The 22,201-nt window shown below is 33.9% G+C and carries 19 protein-coding genes and 1 other annotated feature; of the genes, 16 read left to right on the top strand and 3 right to left on the bottom strand.

Annotated elements, in window-relative coordinates; genetic code table 11:
- The first annotated feature begins 66 nt into the window (after positions 1-66).
- The 3 genes from J2Z32_RS03145 (at position 67) to J2Z32_RS03135 (ending at position 3,902) form a co-directional block, all read left to right on the top strand.
- Positions 67-1,494, top strand: a complete 1,428-nt coding sequence (locus tag J2Z32_RS03145; protein WP_210087703.1) for a hypothetical protein — start codon at positions 67-69, stop codon at positions 1,492-1,494.
- A gap of 386 nt (positions 1,495-1,880) precedes the next feature.
- Positions 1,881-2,119: a binding site (T-box leader), on the top strand.
- A 64-nt stretch (positions 2,120-2,183) separates the two neighbouring features.
- Positions 2,184-3,446 carry a tyrosine--tRNA ligase gene (gene tyrS, locus J2Z32_RS03140; RefSeq protein WP_210087702.1) on the top strand — a complete coding sequence of 421 codons (1,263 nt, stop codon included), beginning with the start codon at positions 2,184-2,186 and terminating at the stop codon, positions 3,444-3,446.
- Between the two features lie 114 nt (positions 3,447-3,560).
- Complete coding sequence (locus J2Z32_RS03135) at positions 3,561-3,902, top strand: SH3 domain-containing protein (protein WP_210087701.1); 342 nt, start codon at positions 3,561-3,563, stop codon at positions 3,900-3,902.
- A gap of 61 nt (positions 3,903-3,963) precedes the next feature.
- Here the strand turns inward: J2Z32_RS03135 and J2Z32_RS03130 are convergent, their stop codons facing one another.
- The gene (locus J2Z32_RS03130) at positions 3,964-4,521 is read right to left on the bottom strand and encodes an RNA polymerase sigma factor (RefSeq protein WP_210087700.1); all 558 of its coding nucleotides are present in this window, start codon (positions 4,519-4,521) and stop codon (positions 3,964-3,966) included.
- Positions 4,522-4,748: 227 nt separating this feature from the next.
- Here J2Z32_RS03130 and J2Z32_RS03125 point away from each other — a divergent pair, with 227 nt between their 5' ends.
- The 10 genes from J2Z32_RS03125 to J2Z32_RS03080 all read left to right on the top strand — a co-directional run bounded on the left by J2Z32_RS03125 (position 4,749) and on the right by J2Z32_RS03080 (position 15,465).
- Positions 4,749-6,473, top strand: coding sequence for an ABC transporter ATP-binding protein (locus tag J2Z32_RS03125; protein WP_210087699.1), 1,725 nt, complete (start codon positions 4,749-4,751; stop codon positions 6,471-6,473).
- A gap of 6 nt (positions 6,474-6,479) precedes the next feature.
- Positions 6,480-7,892 (top strand): Cys-rich peptide radical SAM maturase CcpM, encoded by a 1,413-nt coding sequence (gene ccpM, locus J2Z32_RS03120; RefSeq protein ID WP_210087698.1) that lies wholly within the window; start codon positions 6,480-6,482, stop codon positions 7,890-7,892.
- A complete protein-coding gene (locus tag J2Z32_RS03115; RefSeq protein ID WP_210087697.1) occupies positions 7,893-9,002 on the top strand; it encodes a TIGR04066 family peptide maturation system protein in 1,110 nt (369 codons plus the stop codon).
- Positions 9,003-9,016: 14 nt separating this feature from the next.
- A complete protein-coding gene (locus J2Z32_RS03110) occupies positions 9,017-9,295 on the top strand; it encodes a hypothetical protein (protein WP_210087696.1) in 279 nt (92 codons plus the stop codon).
- Between the two features lie 310 nt (positions 9,296-9,605).
- Complete coding sequence (locus tag J2Z32_RS03105; RefSeq protein WP_210087695.1) at positions 9,606-10,805, top strand: S8 family serine peptidase; 1,200 nt, start codon at positions 9,606-9,608, stop codon at positions 10,803-10,805.
- A gap of 124 nt (positions 10,806-10,929) precedes the next feature.
- On the top strand, positions 10,930-11,301 hold the full coding sequence (locus tag J2Z32_RS03100) for a BlaI/MecI/CopY family transcriptional regulator (protein WP_210087694.1): 372 nt from the start codon (positions 10,930-10,932) through the stop codon (positions 11,299-11,301).
- Between the two features lie 14 nt (positions 11,302-11,315).
- Positions 11,316-12,683 carry a M56 family metallopeptidase gene (locus J2Z32_RS03095; protein WP_210087693.1) on the top strand — a complete coding sequence of 456 codons (1,368 nt, stop codon included), beginning with the start codon at positions 11,316-11,318 and terminating at the stop codon, positions 12,681-12,683.
- Between the two features lie 68 nt (positions 12,684-12,751).
- Complete coding sequence (locus J2Z32_RS03090) at positions 12,752-14,107, top strand: ABC transporter substrate-binding protein (protein ID WP_210087692.1); 1,356 nt, start codon at positions 12,752-12,754, stop codon at positions 14,105-14,107.
- A gap of 187 nt (positions 14,108-14,294) precedes the next feature.
- A complete protein-coding gene (locus tag J2Z32_RS03085; protein ID WP_245251141.1) occupies positions 14,295-14,837 on the top strand; it encodes a GNAT family N-acetyltransferase in 543 nt (180 codons plus the stop codon).
- 463 nt (positions 14,838-15,300) lie between these two features.
- Complete coding sequence (locus J2Z32_RS03080) at positions 15,301-15,465, top strand: hypothetical protein (protein ID WP_210087691.1); 165 nt, start codon at positions 15,301-15,303, stop codon at positions 15,463-15,465.
- A gap of 337 nt (positions 15,466-15,802) precedes the next feature.
- On the opposite strand, the gene J2Z32_RS03075 is transcribed toward J2Z32_RS03080, so the two are convergent.
- Complete coding sequence (locus J2Z32_RS03075; protein WP_210087690.1) at positions 15,803-16,897, bottom strand: helix-turn-helix transcriptional regulator; 1,095 nt, start codon at positions 16,895-16,897, stop codon at positions 15,803-15,805.
- A 253-nt stretch (positions 16,898-17,150) separates the two neighbouring features.
- Here J2Z32_RS03075 and J2Z32_RS03070 point away from each other — a divergent pair, with 253 nt between their 5' ends.
- The 3 genes from J2Z32_RS03070 (at position 17,151) to J2Z32_RS03060 (ending at position 20,827) form a co-directional block, all read left to right on the top strand.
- On the top strand, positions 17,151-17,780 hold the full coding sequence (locus J2Z32_RS03070) for a hypothetical protein (RefSeq protein WP_210087689.1): 630 nt from the start codon (positions 17,151-17,153) through the stop codon (positions 17,778-17,780).
- 404 nt (positions 17,781-18,184) lie between these two features.
- Positions 18,185-19,102, top strand: coding sequence for a tyrosine-type recombinase/integrase (locus tag J2Z32_RS03065; RefSeq protein WP_210087688.1), 918 nt, complete (start codon positions 18,185-18,187; stop codon positions 19,100-19,102).
- Positions 19,103-19,498: 396 nt separating this feature from the next.
- Positions 19,499-20,827, top strand: coding sequence for an alpha/beta hydrolase family protein (locus J2Z32_RS03060; RefSeq protein WP_210087687.1), 1,329 nt, complete (start codon positions 19,499-19,501; stop codon positions 20,825-20,827).
- A gap of 36 nt (positions 20,828-20,863) precedes the next feature.
- Here J2Z32_RS03060 and J2Z32_RS03055 read toward each other — a convergent pair whose 3' ends face one another.
- Positions 20,864-22,195, bottom strand: a complete 1,332-nt coding sequence (locus tag J2Z32_RS03055; protein ID WP_210087686.1) for a metallophosphoesterase — start codon at positions 22,193-22,195, stop codon at positions 20,864-20,866.
- Positions 22,196-22,201 lie beyond the last annotated feature (6 nt).

Below are 22,201 nucleotides of genomic sequence, written 5' to 3'. Positions count from 1 at the left end.
TGAATTTACTTTATTGGTTTTAATTGTATTAAATGGTTGTTATATTCCTTGCTGGAGGTGAGTATATTGAGGCAAGAAAAGAAGATAGCAGACCTTATAAAAAGTCATATGCAAAGACATCACTTGACGATCAGGGTGCTTGCTCAGCAAAGTAATCTTTCTTCTATTTCTTTACAGTCTATTTTATATGGTAGATTGCCCAATATGATTGAATTAGACCACTTAACTACAGCAATGGGAATGCAGACTGGTGATTTATATGTCCTATACGAAACACAACTACGTAAGCTCAAATTTGCTTGGCCCAAAACGTCCCGATACTTGATTCATTGTGCCAAAAATGCATTAAATGAGCATTTAATAAGTGGAGTGAAACACTGTTACAGAATAAAAAATGCTAGTATTCGTTTATTCCATTTAGCAGAATATCTATACTCTATTGGTATATTTTCATCTGCAGAAATTGTATATGACTTATTACTTAAAGCAAATACAGATGAAGGATATGCCTCTTTGGTTATGAGTAGAGAAATGATTTCCATGTGTCAGTTTCGTATATTTCAGCAGGCGTGTAGCAAACAGTTTGGACATGCTCCAAGTGCACTGCGTTTTATTCCATTCAGAAATAGCCTACCTACAGAATACGCATTAGAAGGACTACTCTTATTATCCCAAAATTTTATTGCACAAGAAAGATACGAATCCGCTGAACTTTATGCTGATGAGCTATCTAGTATAGCTTATCATGTCTATAAAAAAAAGCGTAATTATTGGCGAAGGCATACCGTTAAGACATTACGACCTTTAGTTGTTTATTATGGTCAGGCTTTGCTAATAAAAGGAATATGTTATGAAATGCGGGGCATGTATAGTGAAGCCAAGCAGTGGATTATGAAGTATAGCGATCTTAGCTGGTTAGCACCAAAAGATCAAGAAGAGGAGCTTGCTGCACAACGATTTGCAGTTATGGCAGAAGGAAATATGATGTGTTTAAATATAAAAAGTGGGGATTGGAGTGGAATACCAAAGTATATAGCCTTTCTAAAAGACCACCCAGAGGAAATTATTGAAGGACTCATTACATTACTTACCTCTGCCAATGAGTATCACTATTGTATTGATGATGTCATAAAACAATTCACAAAGCAAATCCATACCTTTAATAATGAAATTATTTATTACAGCGTTCAAAAAGAACTGCTTTTGTGTCAGCAATATGTGCAATTTCATTATCAATATGCCATTTACTGCTTTCAACGTGGGAAGGAAGACCAAGGAATCGAGCACACATTAACAAGTCTACAATACGCTAGGGGAATGAAAAATAATCGTATATTTATAAATTCCATGACTTTATTTGAAAAATATCGGACTTACGCAACGGCTAGGCAACAACATTGTTATGAGGAACTCTGTCAAAATATTTTAAATGAAACCAATGAGGAGAAGTCCTTTTCATATAATTTCTTTTGGCAAATGATGATGTCGGTTTAAATGAAGCAGGCACCCTAGTTAATGGGGTGATCTGCTTTTTTTATTTAACATTACTACAAGTGACATAAATATTATTATGTTAACTAACATGGATACTCGCTATACTGCGATTTTAAGGTATTAAGTGAAAGATACACTATATGAAAAATTCATAAGAGAAAATCAAAAAATGAACCTAGTTCATACTACATAAATCAACATACAATGTTTTATCTAACTTTATAATAAGAAAAAAGAGAAGTTAATATTTACATAAATAATATTATGTTAACTTTATAAATTATATTCATCTTAAAACTGTACTTTTATCATTTTTAAATATGGATGATGGGTTGACATTAATTTTTGAGTTAGCTATACTGACTGTAATTCAAATGTAAATAGGATTATATACGTTGAAGGAGCTAGTAGCTTTCTATGTCTCTGTTACAGAAAGTCAGGGGTGATGGAACCTGATACATGCACAGATAGCGAATTACACTCTGGAGTATCTTGGGTAATGCCAAGCGGAAGTAAGCGAACGATATTTCGCTGTAAAGTGGCTTGAATGATGACTTTAATGTGCACGTTAATTTCTTATTCATGCAATTTGGGTGGTAACACGGTATATACAATCGTCCCTATGGTCTTTTTGCCATAGTGGGCGTTTTTTTGTTTTTAATTTACTTATCTTGAAAGGGTTGAATGAAGTGAATATTATTGATGAATTACAATGGCGTGGCGCGATTAATCAACAGACAGATGCAGAGGGACTTAAGGAATTAACACAAACGAAGTCCATTTCATTATATTGTGGAGTAGATCCAACAGGGGACAGCATGCATATAGGACATTTAATTCCGTTTCTTATCCTCAAGCGTTTCCAGCTTGCAGGGCATCGTCCTGTGATTCTGATCGGCGGGGCAACAGGTACAATTGGTGATCCAAGTGGGCGTAATTCTGAGCGTTCCCTACAAACGCTGGAGCAAGTGCAGGATAATGTAGACGCTCTAACGAACCAAATGAAAAAATTATTTGTAACAGATGGCGATAACCAAGTCCGTATGGTGAACAATTACGATTGGACACACCAAATTAATATTATTGAGTTTCTGCGTGACTATGGTAAAAACTTCAGCATTAATACGATGCTTGCTAAAGATGTTGTAGCTAGTCGTCTGGATAGTGGTATTTCATTCACTGAATTCGCATATCAAATTTTACAATCTATCGACTACTTACATTTGTACAAAAATGAGGATGTGCAATTACAAATTGGTGGCTCTGATCAGTGGGGTAACATTACAAGTGGGCTAGATTTAATTCGCAAAAAAGAAGGAAATGAAGCTAAAGTATTTGGTCTTACCATTCCACTTATGCTTAGAGCAGACGGAACTAAATTCGGCAAAACTGCTGATGGTAATTCCATTTGGCTTGATCCTAAAAAAACAACGCCATATGAATTTTACCAATTCTGGGCAAATACAGATGATCGCGATGTCATTAAATACTTAAAATACTTTACCTTCTTGAGCCAAGAAGAAATTAATGTACTAGCTGAAAAGGTAGAAAGTGAGCCACACAAACGTGAAGCACAAATCACCTTGGCAGAACAAGTAACACGTTTTGTACATGGTGAAGAGCTTCTTGCTCAAGCCAAACGCATTACAGCGGCATTGTTCAGTGGAGATATTTCTTCCTTAAACGCTGAAGAAATCGAGGAAGGCTTCAAAGAAATGCCTACCTTCACAGCGGATAAGGAAACAAAAAATATCGTGGAATGGCTAGTGGATCTAGGTATTGAGCCTTCCAAGCGTCAGGCACGTGAGGACATTACAAAGGGCGCCATCTCCTTAAATGGGGACAAGGTTAATGATCTTGAGTTTAATGTCACCGCAGATCTAGCAATCGGGGGTAAGTTTATTATTATCCGTAAGGGCAAGAAAAACTATAGCTTAGTGAAGTTAGGTTAAGCTTTAAAATTAATACATTGTGTTGCAAGCTGCGTCCTAATTTTACTCCACAGTAGAAGCTAGGGCGCAGTTTTTATAACTTGGCACTTTTCACAACTTGAAGGAGGAGAAACTATGCTAGTACAAGTGATTGAGCAGCATGATGGAGAAGGTCAATTTGAGACCTTTGCCAAGGGAAGTCAGATTACAGAACTAGTGCCATGCCAATATTTTAAGCATTGGAGTAGCTGTAAAATAAACGGGGTATCTACTTATGTCCCTGACTATTATGTCGCTAATCATGAGCTTTTATATGATTATAATCCGACTGAACTCGTAGTAAAGGGTGGAGAGGTATTAGAGGTGCTTCAGGTGTCATATAGTTGGCTACTTGTATGTTGTCAAGAAAGTAAAGAAATAGGATGGATACCAGCAGAAAAGGTGATCTCTAATATTATTCATATAATTAATTATTAATGATATGAAATAAAAAACCATCAAAAAGATGGTTTTTTATTGTTTATATCAATTTTAAGTATCAATCGTGCTCATGAAAATATTGGTGAATGATCGCTTTAATTTTTTTTCTAGTTCGAAATATTCGGGTTGTAACTGCGCTTTCAGATATTACGTATTTAGCTGCTAATTCGGAAACCGTTAAATGTTGATTGAAATATTCCTCATACAAATTGTATTCAGTGTCGCTTAAATGATTCAAAAGATCTTCTTTGACTTTTTCATAGTTAATATCAGCATCTAATATTTTTTCTAAATTCAAATCACAACACATATAACTTCTCTGGGATTGATTCAGGTCTATGTAGGTTTCATATTTTCGTTGGGTATACAATGTTCGAAAGGCGAGGTTAACTTGATTTCTGGCTGTTACATGCAGCCATCCTTCAATATTAGGGTGGGATTTTAGCTGTGGCATCTTTTTCTTTGCTTCTAAAAACGTTTCCTGCGTACATTCCTCAATAAAATCCCTCAATGAGTTTTGATTTTTCACTAGTCTTCGACAATAAAATTGAATCGGTTCATAGTATTTACTACACAGCTCTTCATAAAAAAAATCCTCACATTCACTGTTTTTCATAACAGAGCCACCTCTCAAAATTAGCAAAATACTTCTTTATACTAAATGAAACATATATTAAAGAACATAAATGTTAAATGTTGTAAGTGCAAGAGAAATTCTTAATGTTACAAAATAATTCACAATTAGAAGAAAAATGAAATGTTTTTTTATTTTATGTGTGATTTTAGTAGTTTGACGTAATGTAATATAACGAAGGGCAACTTGGAGATAGAGAGGAGGCACCTGTGCTAGATAACAACCATAAACTAATTAAAAATATATATTTGCTATTAAAGAAATATAAATCTTCAATTATCATATCCTTATTTTGTACAATCGTAGTGACTGCGATAAGTATTTTAATGCCAAACCTAAGTCAACACTTAATGGACGACGGGCTTATTAAGCGTAATATGAATAACACAGTTAAATACATTTTGACTATTATTTCTTTAACTTTGATCGAACAAGCAGTAAGTGCTTCACAATCACTTATACACACACATATCCAAAATAGCCTTTATCGAGACTTATCCGTCTCCGCCTTTTCTCACACGATTAAAACGAAAATGCAATATCTTAAAAATAATAACTTCTCTCAAATTATTAGCAGTATCAGTTATGATGTGCAAAATATTGCACAGATAGCGGATCGTGATTTTTTAGTTTTAGTTATTCAAATATTTAAGGTTATTGGTGGTGTGATTGGTTTAACACTTATTCATTGGAAGTTAGCAATCATTATTTTAATGATGATTCCTTTAAAATTCATGATTGTGAATTATCTCACAATGTTAAAAAAGAAAGTGTTTGAACATCTATTAGAACAAAACCGAAAATTTTCTTTTTGGTACGGAGATACCCTAAATGGAATTAACGAAGTCAAACTATGGGGCCTATATCGCAAAAAGGAAAAGGAATTTCTGAGCTACATAAATCAGCGAATCAAACTAGAATCAGAAAGAGCGATGCTTGATGAAGTAAATCAATTTTCAGGATTAACGTTAGAAAATATCGTTTTTAATTTTCTATACATTGTAGGTTTATATTTTATTATGGGTAACGAGCTTACCATCGGCGGATTATTTGCCTTCATTATGTATTCTTCCTTAGTGATTGAACCCGTTACTTTACTAATTAATATTAAATACCAGCTAGCAAATATTATACCTTCGTTACAAAATTATATTGATTTTTTAAATATAGAGGAGGAGCAGTGTGAAAATGTTAACAATGAACTAATCACTGAATTTTCCACGCCGAAGCATATCCATTTTGAAAATGTAAGCTTAGCGTATGAGGAAGAGCCTATTCTTCGGAACTTAACACTAGATTTTTTTAAGGGTGAGAAAATTGCCTTTATTGGATCAAATGGGAGTGGTAAAACATCATTAATCAATTTGTTATTGCGGTTTTATGAACCCACAAGTGGAACTATTTATATGGATGGGGTTAATATACAGCAACTTGACCTTTTCCAGTATCGTCAGAAATTTAGTGTGATGTTACAGCATGTTTTTCTATTTAATACTAGCTTAAGAGACAATATTATAATGGGATCTGATCTGGACGAATTTGATTGTACAACCTTTAATAATAAAGTCATCATAGCCGACTTACTTCAATTTGCAAATCGTTTCCCTGATCAGTTGAATACTCTCGTTGGTAATAACGGAACGAAACTATCGGGTGGAGAAAGACAAAAGTTGGGTTTAGCTAGGGTCATGCTTAAAACGGGGAAAATATTAATTTTAGACGAAGCCACTGCTAGTTATGACGCTGAATCTGAACAATTATTTAATCAGTTTATTACGAAATGCACTGATTATGATTACGTCTTTATGATTACACACCGACCAGAAATTTTAAAAGCAATGGATAAAATTGTTGTTATTGAGCAAGGTGATGTCATCCAAGTAGGAAAATATGAAGAAGTAGTTGAGAATAAAGCACAGTGGATTGGAGGGTAATAAGTAATGCAAAATGTGAAACCACAAATTGTGTATAAATCTTTTGCAACGCCAAACGGGTTTTATGTGTATGACAGAAATAAAAATGCGGTAATAGGAATAAGTAAAGAGGATTATGTTAGCCTAGAGAGCAGCGAATGGGATGAAAGTGTTTCCAAGGATATTTTAATGAAGTATCAGGCTAAAGATTTTCTATGTCCAAATAGATTGAAAAAAATTGAGCATCCCGCTACAAAATATCTTCCTTATTATTTAGAAAATCGTGTGGAGCAAATGGTGATCCAGCTAACTCAAAACTGTAATTTAAGATGTAGTTACTGTGTGTATTCTGGAAATTATGTTAATCGACAGCATACTGGAAAAAGAATGAGCTTTAATATTGCTCGAAAGGGTATTGATTATCTATTATCCCATTCTAAAGATTTAGAGGAAGTGACGATTGGTTTTTATGGTGGGGAACCACTGCTAGAGCTTAATCTTATTAAGCAGTGTGTAGAATATGTTAAGGAAAACGCAGAGGGTAAAGACGTGCTGTATAGTATTACAACCAATGGAACATTAATTAATGGTGAAACTGTGAAGTTCTTAATGGAAAATAATTTTACACTTATTATTAGCTTAGATGGTGGCAAAGAAACCCATGATGTCCATCGTCGATTCGCAACGACGGGTAAAGGTTCATTTGAACTCATTATGGACAACATTAAAGACATTAAAGCAAAGTATCCTGAATACATTAAAAATATTTTTTTTAATTCGGTCATTACACCACAAAGTGATTATGGTTGTATGAAAACCTTTTTCGACACAGATGAGATAATGAATGAAGCACACGTCATGACCAATACGGTTTCTGAATTTTATACGAAGGATCAAGAAAAATATAATGATAAATACTATGTTGTAAGTAGTTATGGCTATTTTAAACTTTTATTGTGTCTTGTGGGGAAAAGTGAAAAAAAGCACGTATCAAAATTGTTTTATCCTGATATTGCAAGGTTACGAAAAAGCTATAAAACACTTGAGAGTATACATGATATTCCAGAGGTATACCACCATGGTGGGCCCTGTATCCCTGGAGCAAAACGAATTTTTGTAAACTGTGATGGAGAGCTGTTCCCATGTGAACGAGTAAGTGAACAATCTAGTGTAATGAAGATGGGGGACGTCGATACAGGAGTAGATATTGAGAAAGCAAAACGAATATTAAATGTAGGACAAGTGACCGAAAATGAGTGCTTAAATTGTTGGGCATTACTTCATTGCTCTATGTGTGCGGCAACAGCAGATAATTTGAAAACATTATCTTCCACCAAAAAGCTTGAAGGCTGTGATCATAGTAGAGCACAAGTACTAGATACGATGCAGGACTTGTGTTTGCTAAAAGAATTTGGATTCCATTTTGAGGAGGAGGCGTAAATGAAAAAGCTTGCAATTTATCCTTATCATAAACAAAACTGTCCGATAGCTAGATATAAACATCTGTTGGAAGGGTATGAATTAACGTCCATAATTACAGCAAAGGGATGGGGTGGCAATGGACAAGACGCTAGTTTTTTTGATGGTGGAGTAAGTGTAGGTATAGGAATGACTGACACCTTTGAGGAAGGGATTAAAGATAGTGATGCTGTATTATTTTTAGAACCCTTGTCTGATAAACTGTTATCTACTTACCCTGCCAAATTTGGAATTGTTAAACGATATGATAAGGAAATTATCATTACGACTCAAGTCGAAGAGAAGCTACTTCTTCTTGGAGTTGAACGTAATGAATTACTAAATTACACCGTTCTTAATCCAGATCGTAAGGTGAATTTTGAAGTATTGTTACATGAACAAGCTGATGGAAAATTAGCTAAAATTGATATACCAATCCTTCTAGTGTTAGGTATGGGTGAAAATTGTAATAAATTTGAATTACAGCTAAGTGCAAGAAACTATTTTTTGAAGAAAGGTTATAAGGTTAGTCAGCTAGGAACTAAAAATTTCAGCCCATTATTTGGATTTTCAGCTTTGCCAGGCTTTCTATATGCGAAAGATATTTTTGTTCAAGATAAAATTATTGCCTTCAACCATTATGTCCAGCAGATCGCAATTACGGAGAAACCTGATGTGATCATTATAGGAGCACCTGGAGGGATTATTCCAATAAATAACAACAATACAAACCATTTTGGGCTAATTCCTTATATGATCTCTAATGCAGTAAAAACAGATATTACAATTTTAAGTACCTATTTTAATTATTATAATGTTGAAGTTTTAAATGAATTTAGAAAATGCTGTAAATACCGTTTTAATTGTATAACCGACTATATTAATATTGCTAACACAAGATATATGCTTAATCCAGAAAATGTAGATCAATCTGTAGATTATATGTCCCTCACTAGTGAGTACGTACTAGAACAGCTGCCTTCAATTTCAACAAAGGAATTTCATTTATTTAATATTTTAAATGATCCTGATGCTGAATTTATATTTGAGCGGATTTGTAGTGAATTAGAAGGAAATATTGTTGCGATTTAAGGAGTGATTTAGCAATGATTTTAAGTTTAGAAGAAATTGAGAGGCTAATCATCACAACGATTACTGACATAACAGGGAACACGATAACGGATAGGCAGCTAAACTTATTTAGTGAAGCGGTAAATATTATGCCAAGGGATATGGTGTATGTGGTTCAAGCGATTGAGGACCAATTGGAGCTAGGTATCACTTCTATATTTGATCATAACGATGAGCGGATCATGACAGTTCATGACCTTAGTGTAAATATTCATCAGCTGATTCAAACCACTTTAAGTGAAATATATAACTAGTGCTGATTTTAATTATTCGCATGAAGGGAGGTGATAACAATGAGTAGATTATCTAAGAGAAATTATGATGTGACTAATACAATTGAAACTTATTTTGATTTAATGGCTTGTGGTTGTGCATGTAGTTGTGATTGTGCCTGTGATTGCTCTAAGTCTAATCCTTCAGCTTCGTTTAAAAGTAAAGGGTCTTCGTCAACCAGATCTATTGGAAGTAGCTCTGCAAGAAGTACAGTAGCAAACTAGTTTTCAATACTAAGTCCTTTCCATATTACCCGGAGAGGACTTAGTGCCATAATAAGGAGCGAATCATATGAACATTCAAGTTGCAATTATTGATGATGGAATAAATGAACATTTTATCCCTTTCAACCTTCATAATTATGAGGTAAAGGAAGGAGAGGTAAGTTTAATAAATAATCATTTTAGCCCAAATGAGCTAACACATGGAACAATTTGTTCAGCAATTTTTTGTCATTATGCCTCTAATTATGAAATACATAGTTTACAAATTATGCAGTCAGGCCAACATAAAACAAATGTGAAACACTTGGTAACTGCATTAACATGGTGCTTAACCCATGATATTCAACTGATACATCTCAGCTTAGGAAGTATTTATTTTGATGACTTTAAAATTATAAGCCAAATCATTAGCGAATTAATTAACCATAATGTCATTATTGTAGCCGCTTGTAACAATAAAAATATTACAACGATGCCAGCATCCTTACCTGGTGTAATTGGTGTACGTTGCGATCCATTAGGACAGCTTGGCGAAGGGCAATTTTATTATAATGATACAACCATTCATAACATAGAGGTTGTAAGTAGTTGTGAATATACTTTAAAGGATGAGAAACTTGTTAATGCTATCGTTAAATGTAATAGCTTTGCTACTCCATTTATTTCTGCAACAGTTTGTAATATTATGCAGCAAGGATTTTACGATATTGATTCGATTAAAGAAAGTTTACAAAGAAAAAGTGTGGAAAGTCGTCATATTTATAATTTTGCTTACTACGAAAGATGTATAGATTCTAGCAATATTATTGATGTTCCCATTGTTACAATAATAGATGATACAAACAACCTAGCAAGAGGTTTGATCATTGAGCTAATAAAACATTTCCAAAGTGACGGCTATCATTGTATAGGAATTACCCCGCAAAAGGATGATATTAAAAATCAAATATATAAAATGAAAAATTATTGGTCAGATTCAACTTTTGATTTATGGACCACTGTAAGAATGATTTATTATACAACATTATGTGATGTTATCTTAATGGAAGTAAGGAATGAGAAAGAATTGCAGGAGCTACAGCAACAAGGAAATGTTGATTTCCATATACAAATTACTAAGGGAAGAGAAGGGGAGAAACAGCCTCTTAATCTACATTATGAACTTCCAATAGCGACATTTCATGCGAGTGTTTACACAACAAATAATTTATTTTCTATTTCCAGAGATTTATACACAAAAATTATTAAGGAGTTAGATAGAGATTAATACATATATTGACAATAAGGTTCTACAATTGTAGTATAGAGTTATAGCTATTCTACAATTGTAGAACCTTATTGATTATTGTGTTGACGATTAGTAAGAGTGATAAAGGTATGAGGTGAATCTAATGACTATTGAATTAGCTGATTCAGAATTAAAGATTATGAACTTAATATGGGCTGCGGGGAATGCACATGGGATTGCAGCAACAGAAATAGCAAAGCAAGCGAGTGAACAATATGGTTGGAAAAAAAACACGACCTACACGATTATAAATAGATTGATGAAAAAAGAGGCTATTAGAAAGGTAAATCCAGATTTTAGATGTATCCCTCTTATTACAAAGGATGAGGTACAGCAGCGAGAATTAACTGGTTTAGTGGATAAAATTTTTGATGGCTCTCACAAGCTACTTTTTTCTACATTACTTAAAAAGGATGTATTGTCAGAACAGGAGCTACAAGAGCTAGTAGAGATCATCCATGATCAGAAGAAGTAAGGAGGGAGGAGGACATGAATATGATTTGGGTGTTTTTATGGAAAAATAGTATATTAGCAAGTGTAATCATTTTAGTAATTATAGTTCTGAGAATAAAATTGTTACGTAAATGCCCTCGAATAATTACACTTGTATTATGGGGAACACTAGGATTCAAGCTTATTATTCCTGCTCAAATCCCTATCAACTTGATTATTAGTCCACAATTTATGGAGACACAAAATGAATTCTCCACTACAAATAACTTTATAACCTTACTAACGCCATTAAATGCAAATCTCCCCCACCTTGAAAATACAGGTAGCCTGCAAAATGTTCTACTGCCTACTTATTTAAGCATAATTTGGTTTATTGTTGTTGTTATTTTACTTACTTTATATATTAGTTTACATCTTTATAACCATCACAGATTTAAAACAGCTTGTATTATAAAAAATGATTCACAACTCATAGCTTGGCAAAAGTATTTTGATATTCCACTGCATGTACCTATTTATCAATCAAACAGGACACAAACCCCAATAGTGCATGGCATCATGAAGCAAAAAATCATCTTACCAACAAATCTACTCAACAAAAGTACCCCCACAACTAGAAATGTATTACTTCACGAATATACTCATTTACGACATCGAGACAATCTACTCCTATGTATCGCTACATTAATCACTATTTTGTATTGGTTTAATCCTTTAGTATGGCTCAGTTTAACCTTGTTTATGCAGGACATCGAATATAGATGTGACGAAAAGGTTGTTAAGCAAATTGGCATACAGCAGCGAAAAGAGTACGCATTGTCCTTGCTAGAGATGGTAACTCCTTTAAAATCAAATTACTTTACATTAAATAGCACGTTTAAAAGTAAGCATTTTAAAGTTAGAGTAAAGCGTATTATGAATTATGCAGAATTTAAATCTAAGTCCATCATACTTGGTATTATCACGATTATAGTTGTCGTTCTATTAACAACATTTTCTCTTGTTGCAAAAGCTGAACCTCCCAGTGCAGAACCAGATTATTTATCTAGAGCTCACGTCGAATCATTTATATTGAATAATAATGCTTATAAACAATCTGAGATAGCAGATTCCTATTCTAATAGTGATTATAGTGTTACAACCTTTGTTGATCCATTTACAATTAGCGTAGAAATAGTTCAAGAAAAAATAACAGCAAGCAACCCTGAAGTAAACCTAAGTCCAGATGACGAAAAGCAATTGAATCAAATACAAAATATGATATTAAGCGTCATTAAGCAAACAGTATCACATAGTAAACCAGATGAAGATATCAATTCAGTTTCACAAGACATCTTAGTAGGTTTACAGCAGCAGTTTAAACTTGCCAATACAAATGGTTTTAAGGTTTATATTACGAAGTAAGCTTAGGTTGAATAAATGAATAATTGATTGGTTCTATATTATGATTGATTTTAATTGGAGGATATAATATGAAAAAATGGTTATCTAGTATGGTGTTGCTAAGTCTAGTTGCTGTTATCATGACAAGCTGTACGAATCAACAAGGTAGTAATACTTCATCGACAAGTAAAATAAAAATTTTATATTACGATAAAGAAGCCTTTTTTGAAGAGTATGGTAACTTCTTGTCCATTCAGTATCCGAATATGGAGTTTGAAGTGATTTCAACAAAAGACATAGATTACGCTTCTGAGTCAGATTCTAATGTAGTATATGAAAAGTTTATTGAGAAAGAACGTCCAGATATTGTTACCATTCAAGCCGATCAATATCAGCAGCTTGTTCATGATGGTTATCTCGCTTCATTAGATCAATATATCGAAAAGGATAAATACAATTTAGATACTGTACATCCTGCTATTACAAGTTTGTTAAGGGAGTTAGGCGATGGGAAGCTATATGGTCTTAGTCCAAAATTTTATTATCAGGCTTTATTTTATAATATTGATTTATTTAAGCAAAATGGGGTTGAACCGCCTAGTAATAGTATGTCATGGGAGCAAGTCTTGACATTAGCCAAGAGGTTTTCATCAAATAACAACTCTACTGATCGTGTATATGGTTTGGGTATTGATGATTTAGATACAAACAATATCGCTGTCAATCTAGCTGATAAAATCGCTTTTACGCAAAATTTAAACGATGTCAACCTTAAAGCCAAGCAGGTAACGGCAAATACGGAAGGTTGGAAAAATATATGGAAGCTTGTGCTTCAAGCTACGGGATCAAATGTCATTTGTGATCGAGCTAGTACATTAACGATGGGTTCTGCGGAACAATTATTGGAGATGAAGCCCTTTTTAACAGGAAAAATTGCAATGACCCTCGATGATTCTTATTTATTTGAATATATAAAGCAAGCCAAACAAAATATTAAGGATTTTAAGGAGTTAAATTATGGGATTGTAACAGCCCCTGTAGACCCAGCTAATCCAGATATGACAAGAGAGATTCGTTTAGAGGAAATCTTTGCAATTCGTAATGGCTCTGACCATAGTGACCTTGCTTGGGATATAATTAAACTAATTAATAGCGAAGATTATGCCAAGGCAAAATCTCATTCCATGAACGGAAGCTTATTATCTAGAACAGGTTATTATAATGATATTAAAAATATTGAAGCATTTTATACGCTAAGACCGATTGCTGCAGATTATTATAAGAATGAAAAATATACTGATTTTTATCAACAATTCGATCGTGTGAAGAAAGAGGAAATTGGCTTGGTTGAAGCAAAGAAAGCGAGCATAGATGATGCTGTTGCCGCCATACAAAGTAAAGGGCAGGCATTACTTAATCAAGCATTAAAGAGAACAAAGGATTAGGGAAAGTTGAGATTAGAATGGGTTTATCAGGGAGCTTCATTCGATGTATGGGCTCTATAGGATGGTAACGCATTCAGTTCCATAGAGATACAAGGCAGTTTAACTTCATTTTATAGATCATAGAGGATTTTTGCAACAAGTTAATCGTTGGGTATGAAGCAAGCAGGAATAGGGAAGGAGCTTCGTTATGGAGGAAATTGTAACAGACCGATTAGTGATCCGTAGTTTTAACCCAAATGATTGGAAGGATCTATATGAATATTTGTCAGATGAAGAAGTTGTTAAATTTGAGCCTTATGATACCTTTTCAGAAAATCAGGCGATAGAGGAAGCAATGAGAAGATCGCAGGATGAATCCTTTTATGCAGTTTGTTTAAAGGAGAAGCTTAAGGATAATCAAAAGATAATTGGAAACCTGTATCTTGCTAAAGGGGAATTTGATACTTGGGAACTAGGTTATGTATTCAATTCGAAGTATCAGGGTATAGGTTATGCTACGGAGAGTGCAAAGGCATTAGTTGAGTATGCTTTTACAAATTTAGGAGCAAGAAGGATTTTAGCTCACTGTAGCCCCCAAAATGATTCTTCTTGGAAATTGCTTGAACGTCTCCAAATGAGGCGAGAAGGTTTGTTTTTAGAAAATGTTTATTTTAAAAGAGATGATAACGAAATGCCGATATGGCTTGATTCTTATCAATATGCGATATTAAAAACGGAATGGCATAGTTAACTTACAGATTTAATTAACGAAAAAGGGAGCTAAATTTAGCTCTCTTTTATACCTTTATGGGCGATTTTTAATTTTTTATTCAATCCAACTTTAATTCATTAGCTGATTCAAACCACTATATGTGAAATATATAACTAGTACTGACTTCAAATATTCGCATGAAGGGAGGTGATAACAATGAGTAGATTATCTAAAAAAAATTATGATGTTACTAACACAATTGAAACATATTTTGATTTAATGGCTTCTGGTTGCATATGTATTTGTGATTGTTTCTGTGGTTGCAGTAAGTCATATCCTAAAGCATCTACCAACAGTAAACTTAGTAGTAGTATTAGCTCTGTGCCACATAGTTCATCAAGAAGTAGAAATTAATCTTAATAATAAAAGTTGATTATTAAATTATACAAGCCCTTTCCATCTTATTTGGGAAGGACTTGTGTTTAAGGTAAGGAGTCTTGTGATGACTAATCGTGTGGTAATTATTGATGCTGGAATCAATGAATATTTTATCCCTTCTGAATTAAATACCTATCAAGTAAAAGAGGAAGATGTCTGCTTGATAAGCAATAGTTTTAATAAAGATGAGCTTACACATGGAACAATTTGCGCTACAATTTTTTTATAAAGATACAACCATTCATAATATAGAGGTTGTAAGTAGTTGTTGATATATTTTAAAGGACGAGAAACTAGTTAGTGCTCTCGTTAAATGTCATAACTTTGCTGCTCCGTTTATTTCTGCAACAGTCTGTAATATTATGCGGCAAGGATTTTTACGATATTGATTCCATTAATGAAAGGTACAAAGTAAAAGTGTGGAAAGACCTAACAAAATCACTATATTGACCTGGGACTACTTCCCATCAGAAATATCGAAAGAAATACTTGAGTTTCATATGCGATTAAACCAACGGAATTCTGTATAATTATGGTTAATTAATAGGCGTGATAGACGATAATATCTAATTATCTGACTTTTTGAATTTATTAATTAGCTCAATATACTGAAGATCCCCATATCCAATATTCGGAAATAGCCGAAACAACTGCGGGAGTAGCTCAGTGGTTGGTACATTTATGTGTTGATGAATGTATTTACTCACTGGATTCTCCTCTTGTAACATCTCTAAATACAAATTTATAGCTTGATATATAACTGGGATTGGCTTAAATGACTTAAATGACGGCTGTTGATGGTTAACTACGACTTGTTGATAGATGTTATTATATTCCCCTAGCGTAAGCTCAGTTTGATTTACTTTGAACTCATCTTCTCGAAAGTTATTTAAAAATACAGTACCCTTATAATCTATCTGCTCTAGATAAGCAAGTAAAGTCAGTAGGTTGATCTGACAAAACATGTCTTCGCCAAACCATAATACAATATAGGAGTAATTTTTTTGAGAAAGGTTACGAAGTGGCTCGATTACTTTTGTTGTATACTCTTCAACAGAGCTATGATGACCTTCTGCTCTTACCGTAATAAATTGCTCATTAAAAATGTCTGAAGTGGCTGCATGAACACACATCGCTTCATTAAAAGGGGCATAATCTGAGTTTCCCATCAACTTCTGGTCCCTAAATTCCTCATACATGACTTGTCCATTTAAAATATTAAGAACATCATAGTCAAATAACTCACCTTGCTTGTCCTGCAATTTTAATACCTCAGCTTTTCTAGATCTCAATATTAAATCCTCCTCATTACTTTGAATAGAAAGCTTCATAAATGATTGGATCGGCAACTGTTGCCGCATAAATTGCTTAGGACTGACCCCAAACATAGCTTTAAAAGCGCGGCTGTAGGCCTCTTGCGATGAATAATTGTAATCTAACGCAATATCTATTATTTTTTTACCATCTCCTAAATCTTGTGTGGACATAAATAATCTACGAAGCAAAATATAACGTCTAATACTAACACCTGTCGTTTGATGGAACTTAAAAGAACAATAGTAGGGTGAATACCCCATATGATTTGCTAATTTCTCTAATGAAAAGATATCCTTTAAGCGTGTCTCAATCCAATCAATCATCACTTGTACATGTTCATTCATATGAATCACCTTCCTATTTCATTATAAAAGAGAGGCTTCTTTTTGTTTTGATATTTGTTGTGTAATTAAGAAATATGAAGTGAAATTATTATTTCATGACATTAAGTTTACATAATAATTTTTATGTCGCATAAATGGTTTGAATTATAAATATTGCTTTCAAAATGGGTTCGCATTTATGATGGATTGGTTAAAGCATGTATATAAATAAAAAAACTATTAATTTTGCTAGAAGGGGGTTTTATGTACGTAAATGAAAAATTTTAATGAGTTATTTTTAGATCAAACACATTGCATGATTTTTCAAGCTGTTTCGCACACAGCGGAGAGCCAAGGCTGGATGGGTGGAAATGCACCAAATTATTTTGATGACAAGCAAGAAATGATAAACGGAAATGGAGTAGATCATTATTTTTATTTATGTTTAATGCATCCCTTTGAAAATAAACGTATGATTTCTATTTTTGTTCCTAAAAAATATGATGAGTATTTAGAAAATAATATTTACCCAAACTGTTCCATTCAGGTCTTTGAACATCCAGTTAGCGAAGAAAGTATACACAATCATTTTACTAATTTTGGATTTAGTAGGCATTCTATTGTATTGGACAAAATTATAAAGGATAGTGAGTTTTTTGACCAACCTTTTTTGATTAAGCTTGGTAGTACTCCAAGATTAATTCAGGATGAGGAGTACTATTTTACTGAACTCAAAAAACATAAATTTGATTTTTTGTTGCAAATCGATGAGGACGGGTATCCAGATTCTTTTCTAGATGATACGGACTATCCATTTAGTTTTGGTGCATTATATTTATTTGCTCATTTATCAGATCCTTCTTCTGATTTAAACCCAATTGCTGGGTTCTGGCAATACTCCTAGCCACATTAGTATTGTTATTATCCCCAACTCCTAGCAGGGAAGAGGAGTGGATAAAGTATAAACTTCATAATCACGCATATAAAGTAGGTCTAGTTAGTTCTTGCATAGTACTTTTATATGTGTGATTTGCGTTTTGAATAAAAGTTTACATAATATATAATATGTTAATTTTAATCCTTTAGTATAGTTTACTATGAATTATAGGTCATTTTTACACTATAAAAAGTGCGCAAAATCAGTATTTTGCGCACTTTTTGTTTTAAGCGATTTTTATATGATAAAATGGATAAGAGATTGTGCTAAATTACGATAAATATATACATATTTCTATTGATATACACAAAAAAAGTAAAATAGATTATTCACTACTAGAAAATACGCAAATTAAGGACTGAGATCAGCACATGGCCAAAAATTATGAATTGGAACAATTGTACGAAGAACCAATACGCGCCTTCGATATTTGGATGAAACAATCTGGATACACCCTGACGACTCAAAAGGAGTATAAACGGGAGGTACTGGCTTTTTTAGAGTCACTACAAGATAAAGCAGTACAGCTTGTAACTAAAATGGATGTAATTAGTTTTTTGGTGAAGAAGCAAGGCCAAGCTGGAGATAAAACACGTAATCGCACATTGTCTGCCTTGCGCACATTTTATATTGCGCTCATCGATTTTGAGCTAGCGACTCGTAATCCTGCTATGGAGGTCAAAAAGTCTAAAACAGAAAAAAACAGAAAACCTATCTATTTAGAAGAGCAGGAGCTCACTGAAGTGATTGGATATATAAAGGGGCGCTATCGGTCACGTAATATTGCTATTTTTTTGCTTATGGGGTATTGCGGGTTACGTGTAGGGGAGGTACATCGACTTAACCTAGACAGCTTCAAAAAATCAAAAGGAACGATTGAAGTGTTAGGTAAGGGGAGGAAGTGGAATGAAATTCCTTTGCCTGATTTGCTGATCCAATACTTAACGGAGGTAGAAGCGAGTCGAATAACACCTCATCGTCAAAAGGAGGAAGCTTTTTTTGTTTCACAAAAAGGACAACGCTTGTCGATAAGGCAAATTCAGAAAATCACAAATGAAACCTTTGCTATTTTTAAAAAACAACGACCAGAATTAGGGGATCTAAAGCTATCATGTCATAAATTACGACATTCCTTTGCAACGATGCTATTAAACAAAGGTGTAGATATTCGGATTGTGAAGGAATTGATGGGGCACGCTTCGATTGAAACTACGATGATTTATACACATGTGAATGATGAGCAGAAGAAGCAAGCGATGTTAAGCATAGAAATACCGCGGGTAGGATAATCATTTATATTTGAAGTAGTATCCTGTATAAGTGAAAATTTTAAATTTTAGATTATAATTTTTCAAGCGTTAATTAAACAAAATTTAAACAGAATTTAATCTAAGCTTCTCCTTTATTTTAAAGTGAATGCTTTACACTTAATTGAAGTCCTTAAATTATGGACTGATTTATAAGGAGATGAGGGATACGAGTTGCGAATATTAGAAATAAGTCTGATCTGTATTGATTTTATTATGATTATTTATTTGTTTTGGTTCCAGCCAAAGCACAAGAAATACTTAAAATATTTACTTATTGGATCCACCATTTTGTTTACTATGTTGTTAACTCATCTTTTCATCGAAGGCTATAGATGGACGCTGCTTCCCCTATATGTCGCGACTGGAATTTTGTTATTGCTTCATGTATTAAAGCTTGTAAAACATTTAAGGATTAATAAATTTGAAAAATTAATTAAAGTGGATAAGGTGCACTTGCTCTGGCGCTACACTGGCTATATACTACTTATCTTCCTTATAATACTTAGTGCCTTTTTATCTATTGCATTGCCAATATTTAATCTACCTCCCCCTACAGGGAAATACACCATTGGAACTCAGACCTTCCATTTTGTTGACTCTACCCGTGCTGAAACTTTCACCGATGATCCTGATGACAAGCGAGAGTTAATGGTGCAAGTATGGTATCCTGCTGAAGCGCCAAAGGCGAATAAAGATTATTTGTTTATGATGAATGATCAATCTTTCACAGCGATAACTACCCAGTTTGCGAATTCACTTGGTATTCCAGGATTTACACTAAAGTATTGGAAATACATTGGTGCAAATTCATATTCTGAAGCACAGATATTACGTACTGATGCGCCTTATCCCGTTATTCTTATGAGTCATGGACTTGGCACGATGAGAATGCTACATACATCACAAGCAGAAAATTTGGCGAGTCATGGTTACATCGTGTTAGCTATGGACCACACCTATAGCAGTGCGGCTACTTTATTTCCAGATAACAAGGTTACATCTTTTCTGACGCCGTTGTCTGAAGATCATTTTCAGGAAGATGCGATGAAGCTGGGAGAAGTATGGATAGAAGATATTAAATATATGGTTCAACAAATAAAACGCATAAATAGTGGTGATGTAAAGGGAGCAAAACAATTTAAGCAACTATTGAATTTGAACAAAGTTGGAATTATGGGGCATTCGTTTGGAGGAGCAGTTGCCTTTGAGGCAATTCATTTAATTCCAGAGTTACGTAGTGGTATTAATATGGACGGCACGTTAATAAATACAAATAGAAAAAACGAAGAAAACAAGCCATTTTTGTTCATGGTTTCAGATTTTCTTGCAATAAGTAGTTTTGAGCTAGCTAAAAATACAAATATACCAAAGGATGCCCTAGAAAATTTGAAAAGGGAAAGAAAAGTTATCGTTGATACAATTCAAAAAGGTGGATATGCTGTTAATATAAAAGGAGCAGAGCATTATAATTATACTGATCTTCAATTATTTTCTCGTTTGTTGAGTTATACAGGTATGACAGGAAAGATTGATGGAAAACGAAGTTCTGAAATTGTTAATGAACTTATTATTCGCTTTTTTGATCAGACCTTGAAATCCCAATCATCACAACATAAATCCTTAAGGGATAAAGTGAGTTTCCCACTTTCAAATATAACAAAAACCTATCCTGAGATTGAATTTATTTCATCCGTTGGCAAATAAAAAACTAGCCAAATAAAAAAGGAATAACGAAATTCGCTATTCCTTTTTTGGTATAGTTAAGGATAAAAAGTTACTTACCTTACCTGAGTGAATTCGGTCTAACACATATTTTTTAGAGAACCCCACATCGTCTGCAGCTTGCTCCCATAGAGTGAGACCTTTAGATTGCAGCAATTCTTTTGAAGGATCAGCACCAGAGAAATATAACAAGTCAACGGCTGATGATACCTTCGCCATGTCCTGTCGATCCTCCATAGAATAAGGCAATTTATCTAGCGTTTTGGCGATACGTTTAGAAGAGTTTTCATAAAAAAAGTGATGTGCATAGGTGTCAAAATTGTTTAGGTCAGGATTGCTTATCCCTTTTTCTTTACTCCATTTCGCAACAGGTGTTTGCTCTGCAGTGTATGTAAGCTGCAATGTATCTGCATTATAATGGATTTTACCATAATGGTGTGGGTATACGCTGTTTGCACTTGTTGCTATATCAAAAATCTTGCCATTTGTCGCAATATCCTGAATATGAATGTGACCCGATAAAACGAGTGGAATATTGTTATTTTGCAAAATAGGGGTTAATTCATCCGCATTATTTAACGTAAATCCACCATCAAGCAAATCACTGTGATCCAACAAATTATGATGCATGACGGTAATGATTTGTATGTTTTTTTTCTTTGCCTGCTCACTGTATTGTTGAACCCACTTTAGTGTGCCTTTTCCAAGCTGTCCATCGGTTTGAGGGATATTCATCATCACGTTATTGTCATATCTAGATGTATCTAACATCAATAGCCATAAATCATCAGATACCTCAGCAACATAGCTTAATGAATCCTTATCTCTAGTTAAGGCAGTACGATAGCCAAAATCCTCATATATATTGGCAAAATCCTCTGGTGAAATATAAGGGGTTTTATATTGTCCGTCGCCTTTGAACTTTCTTGCCCAAGGGTTAGAAATATCATGGTTTCCAGGAATGACATAGACAGGCGTACCTGAGTCTTGTACACGCTTAAGCTTTTTGGCTAAATCCACATGACTGCTTTTTTCCCCGTTATTCGTTAAGTCTCCACTTAAAATAAGTGCTTGGGGTTTGTCTTGAATGACGGTATCTACTAGCGCATCAGTCAGTTGATCACTGTAATTTAACAGCTTTGAATTTCCTGCCGCAATGTATTCATGAAAAGCTTGACCATTATCATGTAGGGTAGGGGAAAGATAATGAAGGTCTGTTGCTACATACAAATTCATTTCCTTTACATGTGGCTTCTTCCCCCCAGCTTGCGGTTGTGCCTGACATGCGGTGAGTGTAGATATAGTTAATAATAAAATACATAATCTTTTGAACGAACGTCGTGTTGACATGGTTTC

Origin of the sequence: Paenibacillus turicensis, from assembly GCF_017873435.1 — a bacterium.
Classification (GTDB): domain Bacteria; phylum Bacillota; class Bacilli; order Paenibacillales; family Paenibacillaceae; genus Fontibacillus; species Fontibacillus turicensis.
This window is presented reverse-complemented; position numbering and strand designations above follow the sequence as displayed.

Bases quoted from the DNA above. Each gene is read 5' to 3' on its own strand.
- J2Z32_RS03100 (WP_210087694.1), top strand. From the start codon at position 10,930: ATGACTATTGAATTAGCTGATTCAGAATTAAAGATTATGAACTTAATA.
- J2Z32_RS03080 (WP_210087691.1), top strand. From the start codon at position 15,301: ATGACTAATCGTGTGGTAATTATTGATGCTGGAATCAATGAATATTTT.
- J2Z32_RS03130 (WP_210087700.1), bottom strand. From the start codon at position 4,521: ATGAAAAACAGTGAATGTGAGGATTTTTTTTATGAAGAGCTGTGTAGT.
- J2Z32_RS03135 (WP_210087701.1), top strand. From the start codon at position 3,561: ATGCTAGTACAAGTGATTGAGCAGCATGATGGAGAAGGTCAATTTGAG.
- ccpM (WP_210087698.1), top strand. From the start codon at position 6,480: ATGCAAAATGTGAAACCACAAATTGTGTATAAATCTTTTGCAACGCCA.
- J2Z32_RS03110 (WP_210087696.1), top strand. From the start codon at position 9,017: ATGATTTTAAGTTTAGAAGAAATTGAGAGGCTAATCATCACAACGATT.
- J2Z32_RS03105 (WP_210087695.1), top strand. From the start codon at position 9,606: ATGAACATTCAAGTTGCAATTATTGATGATGGAATAAATGAACATTTT.
- J2Z32_RS03070 (WP_210087689.1), top strand. From the start codon at position 17,151: ATGAAAAATTTTAATGAGTTATTTTTAGATCAAACACATTGCATGATT.
- J2Z32_RS03095 (WP_210087693.1), top strand. From the start codon at position 11,316: ATGAATATGATTTGGGTGTTTTTATGGAAAAATAGTATATTAGCAAGT.
- J2Z32_RS03115 (WP_210087697.1), top strand. From the start codon at position 7,893: ATGAAAAAGCTTGCAATTTATCCTTATCATAAACAAAACTGTCCGATA.
- J2Z32_RS03085 (WP_245251141.1), top strand. From the start codon at position 14,295: ATGGAGGAAATTGTAACAGACCGATTAGTGATCCGTAGTTTTAACCCA.
- J2Z32_RS03075 (WP_210087690.1), bottom strand. From the start codon at position 16,897: ATGAATGAACATGTACAAGTGATGATTGATTGGATTGAGACACGCTTA.
- J2Z32_RS03055 (WP_210087686.1), bottom strand. From the start codon at position 22,195: ATGTCAACACGACGTTCGTTCAAAAGATTATGTATTTTATTATTAACT.
- J2Z32_RS03090 (WP_210087692.1), top strand. From the start codon at position 12,752: ATGAAAAAATGGTTATCTAGTATGGTGTTGCTAAGTCTAGTTGCTGTT.
- J2Z32_RS03065 (WP_210087688.1), top strand. From the start codon at position 18,185: ATGGCCAAAAATTATGAATTGGAACAATTGTACGAAGAACCAATACGC.